Source organism: Ekhidna sp. (assembly GCF_965212185.1).
In the GTDB taxonomy this organism is placed as follows: domain Bacteria; phylum Bacteroidota; class Bacteroidia; order Cytophagales; family Cyclobacteriaceae; genus Ekhidna.
The window spans coordinates 155,272-169,682 of sequence record NZ_OZ243102.1; the positions used below are offsets into that span (position 1 = coordinate 155,272).

General features: G+C 37.5%; 15 protein-coding genes and 1 tRNA gene. 5 read left to right on the forward strand and 11 right to left on the reverse strand.

Annotated features, from left to right (window positions below; genetic code table 11):
* Positions 1–8: 8 nt before the first annotated feature.
* Entirely contained in the window at positions 9–1,268 is a 1,260-nt protein-coding gene (locus ACOMC3_RS00605) for a hypothetical protein (protein ID WP_420317579.1), read from the forward strand.
* 52 nt (positions 1,269–1,320) lie between these two features.
* Here the strand turns inward: ACOMC3_RS00605 and ACOMC3_RS00610 are convergent, their stop codons facing one another.
* The 5 genes from ACOMC3_RS00610 to ACOMC3_RS00630 all read right to left on the reverse strand — a co-directional run bounded on the left by ACOMC3_RS00610 (position 1,321) and on the right by ACOMC3_RS00630 (position 6,139).
* Positions 1,321–1,938 (reverse strand): hypothetical protein, encoded by a 618-nt coding sequence (locus ACOMC3_RS00610; protein ID WP_420317580.1) that lies wholly within the window; start codon positions 1,936–1,938, stop codon positions 1,321–1,323.
* 19 nt (positions 1,939–1,957) lie between these two features.
* The gene (locus tag ACOMC3_RS00615; RefSeq protein WP_420317581.1) at positions 1,958–3,637 is read right to left on the reverse strand and encodes a formate--tetrahydrofolate ligase; all 1,680 of its coding nucleotides are present in this window, start codon (positions 3,635–3,637) and stop codon (positions 1,958–1,960) included.
* Positions 3,638–3,738: 101 nt separating this feature from the next.
* Positions 3,739–4,302, reverse strand: a complete 564-nt coding sequence (locus tag ACOMC3_RS00620) for a DinB family protein (RefSeq protein ID WP_420317582.1) — start codon at positions 4,300–4,302, stop codon at positions 3,739–3,741.
* A gap of 66 nt (positions 4,303–4,368) precedes the next feature.
* On the reverse strand, positions 4,369–4,953 hold the full coding sequence (locus ACOMC3_RS00625) for a Crp/Fnr family transcriptional regulator (protein WP_420317583.1): 585 nt from the start codon (positions 4,951–4,953) through the stop codon (positions 4,369–4,371).
* 1 nt (position 4,954) lies between these two features.
* Positions 4,955–6,139: a S41 family peptidase gene (locus tag ACOMC3_RS00630; protein ID WP_420317584.1), complete on the reverse strand. Its 1,185-nt coding sequence runs from the start codon at positions 6,137–6,139 to the stop codon at positions 4,955–4,957.
* Between the two features lie 82 nt (positions 6,140–6,221).
* On the opposite strand from ACOMC3_RS00630, the gene ACOMC3_RS00635 reads away from it, so the two are divergent.
* On the forward strand, positions 6,222–6,608 hold the full coding sequence (locus ACOMC3_RS00635; RefSeq protein WP_420317585.1) for an acyl-CoA thioesterase: 387 nt from the start codon (positions 6,222–6,224) through the stop codon (positions 6,606–6,608).
* Here ACOMC3_RS00635 and ACOMC3_RS00640 read toward each other — a convergent pair.
* The 5 genes from ACOMC3_RS00640 to ACOMC3_RS00660 all read right to left on the reverse strand — a co-directional run bounded on the left by ACOMC3_RS00640 (position 6,594) and on the right by ACOMC3_RS00660 (position 8,987).
* Positions 6,594–7,154: a hypothetical protein gene (locus tag ACOMC3_RS00640; protein ID WP_420317586.1), complete on the reverse strand. Its 561-nt coding sequence runs from the start codon at positions 7,152–7,154 to the stop codon at positions 6,594–6,596. The two genes, ACOMC3_RS00635 and ACOMC3_RS00640, sit on opposite strands and share 15 nt — an antisense overlap.
* Positions 7,155–7,167: 13 nt before the next feature.
* Positions 7,168–7,241, reverse strand: a tRNA-Ala gene (locus tag ACOMC3_RS00645).
* Between the two features lie 25 nt (positions 7,242–7,266).
* Positions 7,267–7,752, reverse strand: a complete 486-nt coding sequence (locus ACOMC3_RS00650; protein ID WP_420317587.1) for a C40 family peptidase — start codon at positions 7,750–7,752, stop codon at positions 7,267–7,269.
* Entirely contained in the window at positions 7,749–8,189 is a 441-nt protein-coding gene (locus tag ACOMC3_RS00655) for a Dps family protein (RefSeq protein WP_420317588.1), read from the reverse strand. The genes ACOMC3_RS00650 and ACOMC3_RS00655 overlap by 4 nt, the downstream gene beginning before the upstream one ends.
* A 27-nt stretch (positions 8,190–8,216) precedes the next feature.
* Positions 8,217–8,987, reverse strand: a complete 771-nt coding sequence (locus ACOMC3_RS00660) for a class I SAM-dependent methyltransferase (protein ID WP_420317589.1) — start codon at positions 8,985–8,987, stop codon at positions 8,217–8,219.
* A gap of 76 nt (positions 8,988–9,063) precedes the next feature.
* Between ACOMC3_RS00660 and ACOMC3_RS00665 the strand changes: the two genes are divergently transcribed.
* Together ACOMC3_RS00665 and rlmB are read left to right on the forward strand one after the other, a co-directional pair.
* Entirely contained in the window at positions 9,064–10,212 is a 1,149-nt protein-coding gene (locus ACOMC3_RS00665; protein ID WP_420317590.1) for a GWxTD domain-containing protein, read from the forward strand.
* Entirely contained in the window at positions 10,205–10,945 is a 741-nt protein-coding gene (gene rlmB, locus ACOMC3_RS00670) for a 23S rRNA (guanosine(2251)-2'-O)-methyltransferase RlmB (protein WP_420317591.1), read from the forward strand. The genes ACOMC3_RS00665 and rlmB overlap by 8 nt, the downstream gene beginning before the upstream one ends.
* Here rlmB and ACOMC3_RS00675 read toward each other — a convergent pair.
* The gene (locus ACOMC3_RS00675; RefSeq protein ID WP_420317592.1) at positions 10,942–12,018 is read right to left on the reverse strand and encodes a mannose-1-phosphate guanylyltransferase; all 1,077 of its coding nucleotides are present in this window, start codon (positions 12,016–12,018) and stop codon (positions 10,942–10,944) included. The two genes, rlmB and ACOMC3_RS00675, sit on opposite strands and share 4 nt — an antisense overlap.
* Before the next feature lie 151 nt (positions 12,019–12,169).
* Between ACOMC3_RS00675 and recQ the strand changes: the two genes are divergently transcribed.
* On the forward strand, positions 12,170–14,359 hold the full coding sequence (recQ, locus tag ACOMC3_RS00680; protein ID WP_420317593.1) for a DNA helicase RecQ: 2,190 nt from the start codon (positions 12,170–12,172) through the stop codon (positions 14,357–14,359).
* Positions 14,360–14,411: the final 52 nt, after the last annotated feature.

Here is a 14,411-nt window from a genome sequence, read left to right on the forward strand (position 1 = left end):
CCTGAATCATGAAAAATTCGATTTTTAAACTAATATTAACGGGCGTGATTTTGTTCGGGACTATAGCAGTCTACGCTCAGTTGCCTTCTATTCAATACTATAGGTATAATGATCAGAGAGGCATAAATGTCTTTGAAACAAGCAAAGAAGATACTGTTAAATATGAAGGAATTAAACTACGCGTCGGTGGTGATTTCTCAATGATATTTCAAGGATTATCTCAAAGTAATGACCTTGTAGGAGACACGCTAATAGACTTGGCAAACAACTTCGCTTTGCCGACAGCAAACCTCAACTTTGATATGCAATTAGAAGATGGAGTAAGATTGCACTTAAGAACGTATCTATCTTCTCGACATCACCCGGAAGCTTGGGTAAAAGGTGGTTATTTACAATTTGATAAGCTGGATTTCATTAGCCCCGGATTTTTGGGAGGTTTCATGGAAATAGCGACAATCCAAGTTGGTATGGATGAAATCAATTATGGAGATACTCATTTTAGACGCTCTGATAATGCACGTGCAATCTATAATCCATTTGTAGGAAATTATATAATGGATTCCTTTACTACTGAGCCGCACCTTGAAGTGACCATTCAAAATAATGGAATAATTGGGGTATTAGGAATGTCTAATGGTAGACTAAATCAATCTCCAACTGATGGTGATAATGGCCGAGTTATCTATGGTAAGCTTGGGTACGATAAGCAAATGAATGACGATCTAAGGTTTAGAATTACCGGGTCATTTTATAGCAGTAGTGATCAAGGAACCAGGGACTATCTATACAATGGAGACAGAGCTGGTGCACGATACTATAGTGTCTTAGAGGGTGAAAATGATTCTCGAGTGAGTGACTTCCTTCCAAGATTTAATCCTGGATTCGCTTATCAATCTGCATTCCAAATCAACCCATTTGTGAAGTTTGGAGGAGTTGAATTCTTTGGAGTATTTGAACAATCTTCTAATGGAGCTGATACCGGAGGTAGCTACACACAATTAGGTGCTGAGTTACTATACAGATTTGGAAGTACTGAGAACTTATTCATTGGAGGTCGATTTAACTCTGTGAGCGGTGAGCCTGCTGACGGTGCTCCAACTCAAGAAATTAACAGGACCAATCTAGGTTTTGGCTGGTTTTTAACTAAAAACGTAGCAACTAAATTGGAATATGTCACCAACAAATATGAAGGTGACGGCTGGAACGGTACTAAGTTTCAGGGTGCTCAGTTCGATGGAATCGTATTGGAAGCAACAATCGGTTTCTAGACTAGCTCAGACTTAATGGATGATAGCCACTCAAGTAATTGAGTGGCTTTTTCTATAATGCAGATACCACCATGCTTATTGAAAACTCGATCCGAATATTATCAGTGACCTGGATTATACCAAACATTTTGGTAGGTGGTTCTATCTCAAAGTCTGTGATGAGAAGGTCCTTTTCTCCATTTAAGGTCATATGTGCAGAGGATTGATTGTATACTTTACCACCCATTATTTGGACTTTTTTCCTTACTCCTGCTAGGAATACTTCTACCTCTGCATCTACATTAAGTTCTTCAAAGTCATTATTACCTGGATGCAATGTGATTGAATTGAGCTGCAGAAATAAATAAGGTTCGATATCCACTTTCAGTAGTTCCTGAAAGTCATTGTTCATTGCTTTAATACCGCAATCGAATCGATTGACTGGATACTTTAGCCTTAACCCCTCAAATTCGAGCTTTTGATTGAGCCAGATGTTTTTTACCAATATGGAATCATTGATTGCCGGCTGGTTCATACTGCATGCAAACTTGTTAACGTTTGTCTCCCCATGAATGGTGATTGAACTAGCGGTTATTTTTACTTGGTGATAATTTGCAGATCCGTTTTGAGCTTGTGCGTTGACAATAACCCCTATTGCAATAGTAAGCGATAATACCCTCCAGTAGATCATAACTTAAATATTATAAAGGCTAAAACAGACCTGTAATTGTTCCATTTTCATCTATGTCTATATTCTCTGCTGCTGGTTTAGCTGGAAGTCCTGGCATACGTAACATTTTGCCAGTAATCGGAATAATAAAACCAGCACCCGCAGCAATTTCAACTTCTCGAACATTTATCGTAAAGTTTGTGGGCCTACCATAAGATGCAGCATCATCAGAAAATGAATTCTGTGTTTTGGCCATGCAAATTGGGAATTCACCAAAGCCAAGGTCTTCTGCCCTTTTAAGCATCTTTTTAGCATTTGGGCTATAATTGATTTTATTCGCACCATAAATTCGCTCAGATATGGCCTTAATTTTAGTGGTAAAGGAATCACTCAAATTATACGTCGGTGTAAAAGAATTTGTACAAGATTTGACTGCTTGGACCACTTTCTTTGCCAAATCTTCCATTCCTTTTCCACCATTTGCCCACCCATCGGAGATTGATACATCTACTGCATGGGATTTACACCTGTCAATGATGTGATTAATCTCCTGTTCGGTATCTGCTTTGAACTTGTTAATTGCAACTACTACAGGTACGTCAAATGATTTTAAGTTCTCGATGTGTTTTTCAAGGTTTTCCAATCCCAATTCAACTGCCTCCGCATTGGGTTCTGTGAGGCTATCTTTTTTCACTCCTCCATGATATTTGAGCGCTCTAACTGTTGCAATGAGTACTACAGCCTTGGGGCTAATGTTTCCAGTTCTACATTTGATATTGAAGAATTTTTCAGCACCCAAATCTGCTCCAAACCCAGCTTCCGTAACTACATAATCTGCCAATGAAAGGCCCACTTTTGTGCCAATAAGTGAATTAGTACCCTGAGCAATATTAGCGAATGGACCTCCGTGAATAATGGCTGGATTGCCCTCAAGAGTTTGAACGAGATTTGGTTTAATGGCATCTTTAAGAAGTGCTGTCATGGCACCATGCGCATTTAGGTCTCTTGCAAAAATTGCTTCACCTGAAAAGGTATCACCTATATAAATATTGCCAATTCTCTTTTTTAAATCGGGCAGGTCTTTTGCAAGACACAGTATGGCCATAATTTCAGATGCCGCAGTAATATTAAATCCTGACTCTTGCAGAAATCCTCCCGTTTTACCACCCAATCCAGTGATTATATGTCTAAGTGATCGGTCGTTCATATCCATGGCCCATCTCCATATCACTGTACGAGGATCAATACCAAGATTCCTTGATCGAGAATAAATATTATTATTAATAAGTGCAGAGAGTAGGTTGTTAGCTTTTTCTATTGCTGCAAAGTCCCCATTGAAATGAAGGTTAATATCCTCCATAGGTATTATTTGAGAGTGTCCACCTCCTGTAGCACCTCCCTTGATACCAAAGACCGGCCCTAAAGAAGGTTCTCTTAAAACTGCAATTGCTTTTTCGCCAACTCTATTCAGTCCATCCGTAAGTCCTACCGAAACGGTGGTCTTTCCTTCTCCTGCAGGTGTTGGTGTAATAGCAGTGACAAGAACCATATTGCTCTTACTCACCTTTTCCTCATCAACATATGAAAGCGGAATTTTAGCCTTATAGCGCCCGTATTGTTCAATTTCACCATTAGTGAGATTAATTTTTTTCGCTATTTCCTCTATTGGCTTTGGTGAAACGGATTGGGCTATTTTGAGGTCTATATTTTCTGTGGGCATTGGTGTTTTTTTTTGTGCCAAAATAGCTTGTCAACTTTCTTGAGTATATGATTATTATCAATGTATTGACTGTAAATAGTTATTTCGGTACCTTAAATCACCTACAATTTACTCAAGTTAATCGCCTCTTCAATCTGAATCATATGCCTTTGCTCGTGAACAAGCAAGAATTCAAAGCACTCTGGGACATAAAATTTAACCTTTTCACCCAAAGCTGTAGGAATCTTTGAGTCTTTGAGATTTTTTGTTCGGGCAAGCTTAATCAAATCATTGAATCGGTTCTTTTTTGTGAGGAATGTTTCAAATACTTCATGCATGGTATCCGGACTTATTGCTGGTCTGAAAAAATCAAATGTTTTCATTTTAAACCTACGCTTCTTTCCTTTGGGTTTGTTTGCATAAATAGACAACCTACCAAGAATGGTACGTCTCATCTGTGGATTTGCTTGCTCAGTTAGCTCCTCGGCATCATCAATAGCTTTTTGAAAGTTGTCCAGATAAACATCGTACACTTTATTGAGATGTTCAACGACCTCAACGGCCGACCATTTTTTTAGTGAAACCTTATGAGTCAGTTGTTCTGCAGGTCTTGCTGCTATATCTGCTTTTATATAATTCTTGATCTGATTTGAATCTTGCAAAAGCTTTTCGTAGTTCACTTCCATGATTATTTTGTTTTTGACAACTCAAAATTCTTAGATATGATTCAGATAAAAATTGATCTAGGTCAATTAATCCTTAATTGCTCTTAGCCTGCTAAATGTTTCTGGTTTCATATTCAGGTAGCTAGCCAAAAATTTTTGTGGAATTTGAAGTAATTCAGGATGACATCTCTTTATAAATGCATTAAATCGATCTTTTGCTGAAAGGGTCATCATTTCCACTTCTCTCGAAATACGGCCTAACAATATATTCTCCATAAAATGCGCTCTCCATTTGTAAAACGCAGGAAACTGTTGGAATAACTCATCAAACTTTGTCTTGTTGATCCCTATCATGACCGAATCAGTAAGCGCCTCCAAAAAGAAATGTGATGGTTCCCCAGAAACGAATGAATCAAATGCGCCTGATGGAGATCCTTGAAACGAAAATCCAAGAACAACTTTCTCCCCTTTATCATTGATAAGATATAGTGCTTGCACACCTGATAGAACGAAATAAAAATATTTAGAATAATTGCCGCCTTCAACAATCATTTCTCGTTGAGAATATTCAAATTCATGAAAATTCTGCTCTAGAAAATCATATTCTGTGCGGGTAAGTGACGTGTATTTTCCGAAGTTTTGATCGAATAGATTTTTGATCGCTGAATTCACGCTAGTCTAATATTTTTAATGCGGTACTTAAATGAAGGTCATTTCTCAGCCTATTTGATATTTCCATATTACTTACTTCGTTAAAATTAGCCTGTGATTGATCTACAAAGTAGTCTGGAAGAATACCCTTAGTCTGCCAGGAAATGCCTTTTGGGCTGTACATGGCATTTGTTATAAATTTTAGTCTGTAGTTGTTTTGAAGAGTAAATGTTGTTTCAATAACGCCCTTCCCAAAAGTCTTTTTACCTATTAAATCAGCTCTCTGATGATCTTGGAGAGCGCTGGCAATAATCTCAGCAGATGATGCAGTGTTTTCATTAATCAAAACAACAATCTTGTGATTGAAATACTTATCTGACTCTGCTACATAGTTATTAACTCCACCAGAACGAGCCTGTGTTCTGAGAACGATATCATTCTTTTTCATGAAAAGTTTTGCAATATTCACACCTTCGTTTAACACGCCTCCGGTATTATTTCTTAAGTCAATAATTAAAGTACTTATACCCTTTTTTTGAAGTCGATCTAGCTCTTTGCTTAATTCGTCTGCCATTCCCAGGGTAATCTTCTTTAATTCAATGAGAGCGATTGGTCTATTTGGAATTTCAGTGACAATAAGATTTTCTACTTCCAATGAATCCCTTGTCAGAGTGATATCAAAAATTCCTATATCTCGAACCACTTTGAGCGTTGAAGTTTGATTGAGGTCACCATCAATCAGTTTGTTTACATCATTGATGCTTAAGCCTTTAAGTGGTTTATTATCTATTCTAAGGATTCGATCGTTAATAGCTAATTTTTTTTCAGCTTCGGAATTCTTCGTTATTGATGTTACTGTGAGACTTCCATCATTCGCATTAAAGCTGCTATTAAAGCCTAAAGTGACCTTAATGCCTTTAAGCGAGTTGAGGATTTTTTCATACTCTTCGTCCGTCCAAAGAGTTGCTAGCTCGGGTGATTGTGGTGGAGAGATATGTCTCAATATCCCTTCAATAGCTGCCCAGTTCAGGTCATCTTTGGTAATCCCATCGAAATAGTAGTTATCCAAAATGAGTTGCTGCACTTCTTCAAGAGTTGCCTCGGAATTGGCTCCTTTACCAATACTTACATCGAAGAGTGGTTTTTGTTGCGCATCAATTAGCACGCATGGGAAAAGAACAATCAGGAGAAGTAAAAGTCGTTTCATTTTATTTTAGGTAATTTTTAAAATTAATAATATCATCACATAGCAGTATTCAATCCTTTCAAGCAAACTAAGTTTTGTGTCAATGCAAGAGTTTACGAAAAATATCTTCGTTACAAAAGATCACCTCGATTTTAACGATCATGTAAACAACCTGGTGTATATGCAGTGGGCATTAGACATTTCACGTGAGCATTGGCTTTCAGAGATTACTGAAGAAATCAAGGAAAAGTATTTCTGGATGGTCCGCACACATCATGCTGAGTATAAGAAGCAGGCATTTCTAGGGGATGAGATTACCGTCAAGACGTATGTGGAGGGTTATCGTGGGCCTTTTTCAGATCGAATCGTCAAGATTTATAAAGGGGACGAACTCCTGGTAGAGGTGAAATCTAACTGGTGTTTGATAGAGCGGGAGACGCAGAAACTAAAAAGAGTGCCTGATGAGATTCAGGCGCTATTTGGAGATTAATAGAAACCTTATTTCAAATCTTCCTACAATAGTGAAGCTGTCATCAATGTATTTTCCCATTTTCAGACCAGGTCCAAAACTTAAGCCAAGATGAAGTCCGCTTACATAGTTCCGTTGAATTCCCCAAACAGGTCCAAAAGTAAATACATGGGATGACTCCAAAATTGTTTCAGGGAAAGCAGAACTAAACCTTTCTAATGGTTCAAATTGATTCGATGCAAATAATCCAAAATAGTTACCTGAATTGGTTTTGAGGTTGTTATTCTTCACCTTTTTCCGTGCATAGTAATTCCTAAATGACCCATATGTGATCGGTGCGGTTATAAAGCTCCCTTCCATACCTGCCTCTCTACTTGCTTCAAAATTAAATGCGTACCCTAGACCTCCTGATATGGCAAATGATTTAGTATCATCAACCTTTCCTTCATAGGAAAGAGCCAGTGGTGAGATGTTTATGATTAATTGATTTTTGGACAAAATAACGCTTTCCTGAGCGTAAGAGATTGCTGCAATCAGGAGCAGGAGTAGGGTGAATAATTTTTTCATCGATAAAAAAAAGTGGAGCTAGCCGGTCTCGAACCGGCGACCTCTACACTGCCAGTGTAGCGCTCTAGCCAACTGAGCTATAGCCCCAAGAGTGAGCGAAAATAAATAAATCCTATTTAATCACTCTTCGAAAGTTCTTTACATTCTTCTTATAATAGTCACTAAGAAGATTGGATCCAACCACACCATTTGACGAGGAGGCATGAACAAACAGAATTTTGTCTTTTCCAGCATAAGTGATCATACCACTATGAAACCACTTACTTCCTTTCTTTTTGAACTTGAAATAGACCAGGTCACCCTCGCGTATGCCATTCCATCCTCTTTTATTACCAACCTTGGATTGTTCTTTGGCAGTTCGTGGCAAGCTTACTCCAATGGTTTTGTAGGACTGATAAATGAGTCCTGAACAATCAATGCCTGATCGTGACATGCCGCCCCATTGGTAAGGTGTGCCAATGTAGGAACGTCCGGTTTTTATGACCGACTCAATTTTTCGGCGTTTCTTCTTGTTTTGAGCTGGGGCTGAAATAAAAATACCTGCTACCAAAAAAGCTGACAGCAGGTACCTAAAATATTTTAATTGTCTATTGCTCACTTACCTAACCACGAATTAAACATCCACTGGGTTTTTTCTTGTACGTTAACTAGCCCAATCATCATGTCTTCCGTCTCATTGTCTTCTGCCTCAACGGCCAGTTCCTTTACTTTATTTTCCTGTGAAACCAGTGTTTCAAGATTATTGACAATCATCTTTACTAGTGCTTCATCGTTAGACTCATCCTTTACAGATTTAATATTTGATTTTTCAAGGTAAGTTTCCAGCGCATGATCCGGCCTCCCTCCAATAGTCAAAATACGCTCAGCGATCTCATCAATATTTTCTAGAGCCTCCGTATATAACTCCTCAAACTTTGCATGCAATTCAAAGAAACGAGGACCTTTGATATTCCAATGAGCTCCACGAGTATTTTGATAATACAGATGGAAATCCGACAATAGTTGATTTAGTTCTTGTATTAATTTGTTGTTCATTTTCAGAATAAAATTTTGATTCCCTTTTTATTTAGTTAATAAACAGAATAAATCAAGGTTTTGTTCAGATTGATCAGCTAGTTTGAAGTCATTAGCCGTTATTGATTTTACTAGTTCGTCATCTGTCTCCTTAAGCTTATTTCGATTCATTCGATTCAAAATATCATAAGGAATCCGTAGCAATCCTGCTGGTAATTTATATTGTAAATCAAAGATGTCAAATCGCATGATTTGTTGAACAGATGCTCGATTTCTTTCGTGGTATTCCATCACTTTTTCGTTTCCGGCAATACCCTTCATTTCAACCTTGTCAAAATACTTTTTACACAGTTCAGATAGTTCATCCCCGGTATACTCTCTTTCATGCCACGGATTTCTGGAAAGTGTCATTATGATATTTGGAGTAGTAATTAGAGCAGTTCCTCCAGGTTTTAGTACGCGATGAATCTCTTTGATAAACCCTTCATCATCCTTTACATGCTCTATTACCTGAAAAGTGACGATAGTGTCAAATGAGTTATCCTCAAAAGGGAAAGGTGGAAACACACCACTCATAAATTTATAATCAGGATATTTTTTTTCGAGTTTATCAATAACAGCTTTGATCTTGTCTATTCCAATGAAAGAGTCTGCAAGGGGAGCAAGCAATTCGACACCACGACCTTCACCACAGCCAAGTTCCAATAAGTCACCTTTGATATATGGCTTAGCTTGAAAATATGCGGCAAGTAGACGCTGATGAATTACGTTATCAGAAGGGATTTTATCTGATGCAATTTCTGTTGTATAAACGCTCATTTTTTAAAGGGTATCGAATGCTATTTTTGTTTAAAGAGCACAAAGAAAATCAATTATATAGCTAATTTGGATTCTAATGAGAAAGCATCTCTTATTATTAAGCATTATTGCCCTTTTATATGGTTACTCAGCTAATGCTATCGACTTTTCCAGAGTGAATTTAGCTTGGCAGTACGACTTAACATTCTCAGTGAAAATGTCGCATCGTGTGGTCAAAACTGATGCAGGTAATGTTGTATTTTTAAACATATCATCACAAAATATTAACGAATGGGAGTATGAATTTTTGATGCAAAGAGATTACGATTCCGAAGCTCATCGGTCTTTTTCACCGACTGCAATTGATACTTTATTAAGCACAAAAAGTGGTGTGTTAGTCAAAATATCATTGCCAGAGACAAAGGATAATTTACTAGTGGTGAAATTCAATAAACCTGAAAATTTCTACTATTATGATATCAGTCTAAAAATTGGATTTTTAAGTTTTCCTGAAGTATACCCCGTGAATGCAAACGGGCTTCCAATTTTGGAGAATTATTTTAATCGCTCAGGCAATTCCTGGTGGGGTGCAAACTCCATGCTGGCCATGCAGTATGCGGAAAAATTCTCCATGGCAAAACCTCCTATGGCTGAGATGGAACCTTTGTCCCCGCAAGTTGATGTTGATTCTACTTTTGCTTTTAGAAATAAAGCCGAATTTTTAGAAAATTATTTTTATACAGTAAGAAAGGATTCATTGGCCACTACCGGCGTAACAATATTAAGAGTTCCACCTTATTTTCCCGAGTATCGTCAATTGGTTGAATTAATTGAAGCCATGTTTTATTTAACCAGTGAGCAAGAAATGAAAGCCATCATTAAGTCTCCAAATCCTAAAGAAGCATTTGACTCTTTTTGGATGAACACCTATTCGACCAAGTCTCGTGCCAGACTAGCAATTAGAAAATATTACAATAAGGTTGAGTATTCAAATCGATTGTTTACTGATTTTAAGCCCGGATGGAAAACCGATAGAGGAATGATCTTTATTGTTTTCGGAAGACCTGACGAAGTTTACAGAAGTAGGAATTCAGAAGAATGGTATTATGATGATGGAGATGCCTTTGAGTTCACGATTATCTCTACTTTTTTTGCACCAAAAACATATGCACTCAGACGAAGTAAAGCTTTGGAAGAGGTGTGGTTCAATCAAATAGCGGCTCTACGTCGTGATATTAATGAATAAGAAATCAGATATTATTTATGGCATTCGGACAGTGATTGAAGCTGTAAAGTCAGGCCAACATCTCGAACGAGTATTTGTTCAAAAAAGTCTTAAAGGAGACCTATACAAAGAGCTCATGTTTGAGCTTCACAATTCTTCAACTCCTATTTCAAAAGTTCCTGTTGAGCGAATAAACAAATTCACTCGTAAAAATCATCAGGGGGTTGTAGCTCTTATTTCTCCTGTACAGTATCATACACTGGAACACCTAATCCCTAAATTATTTGAAGAAGGTAAGAATCCACTACTAATATTACTTGATGAAATTACAGATGTGCGAAATTTTGGCGCAATCGCAAGGACATCAGAATGTTTAGGCGTGCATGGAATTGTCATACCCATTCGTGGAGGTGCACAGATCAATGAAGATGCCGTAAAGACTTCTGCTGGGGCTTTTAATTACATACCTGTATGCAGGGAAAAGAATCTTTCTGATGCAGTTCGCTTCCTTAAGGAATCAGGAATTAATGTCGTTGCATGCTCTGAGAAAACAAAGAAAACGCTCGACCAGGTATCCTTTGATGGCCCAACGGCCATCATTATGGGTTCAGAAGAGAGCGGAATATCAGAAGAATTATTTGCCCTATCTAATGAGATTGCAAAAATTCCAATGAGCGGAGAAATAGAATCCCTTAATGTAGGAGTGGCAACCGGAATGGCTCTCTACGAAGCACAACGCCAAAGAAAAAATTAAACGTACTTTTCGCCTTTCTCAGATTTAACATCAGTAATGAAATCTCTGAATACTGAAGAGTCCTCCTTTTTACAGACTAGTAGAACATCATCAAAATCTGCTATTAGCATTCCCTCACATCCCTGAACTACGGTGATTTTGTTTTTCTTCCCTTTAATGTAATTATCTTTTGAATCGTATATCATGACAGGCCCTTCAGTGACATTGTCATTTGTGTCTTTGTCTTTGATTTCATGGAGCGCATTCCAGGAACCCAAATCAGACCACCCAAAATCACCCGGCACAACGAAGACATTATCAGCCTTTTCCATTATTGCATAGTCAATGGATATATTCTTACATTGACTGTATGCTTTTTTAATGAATGATTGTTCATTTTCTGTATAATACTCGGTAAGTCCACTGGCAAATATCCCAGCTATTTCATCTTCATGTTTTTCAAAAGCTTTGATGATAGAATCTATGGACCAGACGAAAATCCCTGAATTCCACAAAAAATCACCACTATCCAAAAATTTTGCTGCAAGATCAGCTTTTGGCTTTTCTGTAAATGTTTTGACTTTTTTTATTGGGACTCCAGGATCACTGATATATTGAATGTATCCATATCCGGTTTCAGGTCGATTTGGCCTAATACCTATGGTTATTAGTTTCTCATCACTTGCGGCACTTTCTGCGGATGTGGATATTACACTGACAAACTCTTTCTCCTTAAAAATGGCATGATCTGAAGGACTTACAACCAGCACTGCATTCGGATCCTTTTTCATGATTTTGTATGCAGCATAAGCTATACAGGGAGCAGTATTACGCTTTTCTGTTTCCAATAATATTTGGTGTGATTCAAGTTCAGGAAGTTGCTCTTGAATGAGTTGATCATATTTTTCATTGGAAACGATCCATATTTTATCAGGGGTTGTTATCTCAGTGAATCGATCAAATGTCATTTGCAAAAGTGACCTTCCAGTTCCTAATACATCTAAAAACTGCTTTGGTCTTGCGTCCCTACTGTATGGCCAAAATCGGGTTCCGCTACCACCTGCCATAATCACTACATAAATATTTGTTCTCATAAGATTTTGGTGAGAAATTCGCGTTAAGAATTGAACGTCGCAAATATACATTTATCCTCTAGGATGATGAGGATACAGCGAGCCAACCTTAACCAAGTATTTGTTTGCGATCATGGTTTTGATTAACTTTTTACTTTACATCTATTAATTGATGGAGACAACTTTGGAAGTCGGTCTTAAAGACAGCCTTAAGCGCGTATTTGGTTACGACAACTTTAGAGGCAAGCAAGAGGATATTATTCTTAATATCCTTGACAGGAATAATACTTTCGTTATTATGCCGACAGGAGCTGGTAAATCTCTTTGCTACCAATTACCTGCCATTGTTCAAGATGGTACAGCAATTGTAATCTCACCACTAATTGCTTTAATGAAAAACCAGGTAGACCAAATGAATGCCGTTGGTATTCATGCAAGGTTTCTCAATTCAACACTAACTAAATCTGAAAGCAATAGAGTAAAAAAAGACACTATTTCCGGGATAGTAAAACTCCTTTATGTAGCACCAGAATCCTTGACCAAGGAAGAAAATGTTGAATTTCTAAAGCAAGCTAAGATCTCATTTGTGGCCATTGATGAGGCTCATTGTATATCAGAATGGGGGCATGATTTCAGACCGGAGTATCGAAGAATCAAAGACATTATTGCGAAACTTGGAGACATTCCAATGATTGCTTTGACTGCAACGGCAACTCCCAAAGTACAGCTTGACATTCAGAAAAACCTTTCAATGGATGGTGCAATGCTTTACAAATCTTCTTTTAATAGAACGAACCTCTATTATGAAGTCAGGCCTAAGAAAGATGCGAAAAAACAGTTGATCAAGTTTATAAAAGATCACAAAGGAGAAAGCGGCATTATTTATTGTTTAAGCAGAAAGAAGGTAGAAGAAATAGCTCAATTTCTTAAGGTTAATGACATCAATGCGGCACCATATCATGCAGGAATGGAGTCGAAAGAGCGTATGAAAAATCAGGATGGCTTCCTCAATGAAGATATAGATGTAATTGTTGCAACGATAGCTTTTGGTATGGGGATTGATAAACCTGATGTAAGGTTTGTTGTACATTATGATGCACCAAAATCGATTGAAGGTTATTATCAGGAAACAGGAAGAGCAGGACGTGATGGTATAAATAGTAACTGCTTAATGTTCTACTCCTATAATGATATCCTTAAACTAGAAAAATTTAATAAGGATAAAGCAGTAACTGAACGTGAAAACGCCAGATTCTTGTTAGAAGAAATGGCTTCATATGCAGATTCTGCCATCTGTAGAAGGAAGCAGCTACTTCATTACTTTGGTGAAGAATTTAAGGAGGACAATTGTGGACAATGTGATAACTGTGTGCATCCGAAAGAACAGTTTGAGGGAAAAGAAATCATTGAACTTGTCATTAAAGCTGTGCAGCAAACGAATGAACGATTTGATATCAATCATATAGCTGCCTTAGTGGTTGGGAAAGCAACGCAACATGTTAAAAGCTATAGCCATGACAAACTCGAAGTATTTGGGAAAGGCAAGGAAATAGATGAAGATGAAAATTTCTGGAGGTCAGTGATTAGACAAACACTTTTAAATGAGTTTTTAAAGAAGGACATTGAAAATCCTTCTGTTTTTAAAGTGTCAAAAAAGGGAGAGGAATTCTTACAAAATCCATACTCTCACAAGCTTTCCAAAGATCATGATTATACAACAGAGGCTGATACGGAAGAAGAAGCGGATAAGGCGCCAGTAAATGTCTCAGCTTATGATAAAACCCTTTTCGGAATTTTGAAAAAGCTCCGTAAGGACATTGCACATCAAGAGGATATTCCTCCATATGTGATTTTTAGTGATCCCTCAATGGAGGAGATGTGTACTGTCTATCCAACCACTATGGATGACTTGAAGCAGATTGTTGGTGTTGGAGAAAGTAAAGCAAAAAAATTCGGTGAACCATTTCTTCAAATGATTGAGGAGTATGTGGAGGAGAATGATATTGTCACCGCCTCTGATGTACTGGTTAAATCCGCTGGGACAAAGTCAAAAAATAAGATATATATTATTCAGCACATTGATCAAAAAATGGATTTTGAGGATATAGCTGAAGCTCGAGGGATGACTTATGAGCAAGTAATCGGAGAAGTTGAGAATATTTGCTATTCTGGAACAAAACTCAATATTGACTATTACATAGATCAATTATTGGATGATGATCGGCAGGATGATATTTATGATTATTTCTTAAATGCCGAAACTGATGAGCTCAATGTGGCGATGGAAGAGCTGGGGGAATATTATTCAGAAGACGAAGTTAGATTAATGAGGGTGAAGTTTATGTCTGAATATGCTCATTAGTGTTATTACTTTGAAAAAAGAATGAATACGGTGAACTTAGCCACCAGTTTTC

Bases quoted from the DNA above. Each gene is read 5' to 3' on its own strand.
- ACOMC3_RS00610 (WP_420317580.1), bottom strand. From the start codon at position 1,938: ATGATCTACTGGAGGGTATTATCGCTTACTATTGCAATAGGGGTTATT.
- rlmB (WP_420317591.1), top strand. From the start codon at position 10,205: ATGAATAAGAAATCAGATATTATTTATGGCATTCGGACAGTGATTGAA.
- ACOMC3_RS00665 (WP_420317590.1), top strand. From the start codon at position 9,064: ATGAGAAAGCATCTCTTATTATTAAGCATTATTGCCCTTTTATATGGT.
- ACOMC3_RS00620 (WP_420317582.1), bottom strand. From the start codon at position 4,302: ATGGAAGTGAACTACGAAAAGCTTTTGCAAGATTCAAATCAGATCAAG.
- ACOMC3_RS00615 (WP_420317581.1), bottom strand. From the start codon at position 3,637: ATGCCCACAGAAAATATAGACCTCAAAATAGCCCAATCCGTTTCACCA.
- ACOMC3_RS00655 (WP_420317588.1), bottom strand. From the start codon at position 8,189: ATGAACAACAAATTAATACAAGAACTAAATCAACTATTGTCGGATTTC.
- ACOMC3_RS00640 (WP_420317586.1), bottom strand. From the start codon at position 7,154: ATGAAAAAATTATTCACCCTACTCCTGCTCCTGATTGCAGCAATCTCT.
- ACOMC3_RS00605 (WP_420317579.1), top strand. From the start codon at position 9: ATGAAAAATTCGATTTTTAAACTAATATTAACGGGCGTGATTTTGTTC.
- ACOMC3_RS00660 (WP_420317589.1), bottom strand. From the start codon at position 8,987: ATGAGCGTTTATACAACAGAAATTGCATCAGATAAAATCCCTTCTGAT.
- ACOMC3_RS00635 (WP_420317585.1), top strand. From the start codon at position 6,222: ATGCAAGAGTTTACGAAAAATATCTTCGTTACAAAAGATCACCTCGAT.
- recQ (WP_420317593.1), top strand. From the start codon at position 12,170: ATGGAGACAACTTTGGAAGTCGGTCTTAAAGACAGCCTTAAGCGCGTA.
- ACOMC3_RS00630 (WP_420317584.1), bottom strand. From the start codon at position 6,139: ATGAAACGACTTTTACTTCTCCTGATTGTTCTTTTCCCATGCGTGCTA.
- ACOMC3_RS00675 (WP_420317592.1), bottom strand. From the start codon at position 12,018: ATGAGAACAAATATTTATGTAGTGATTATGGCAGGTGGTAGCGGAACC.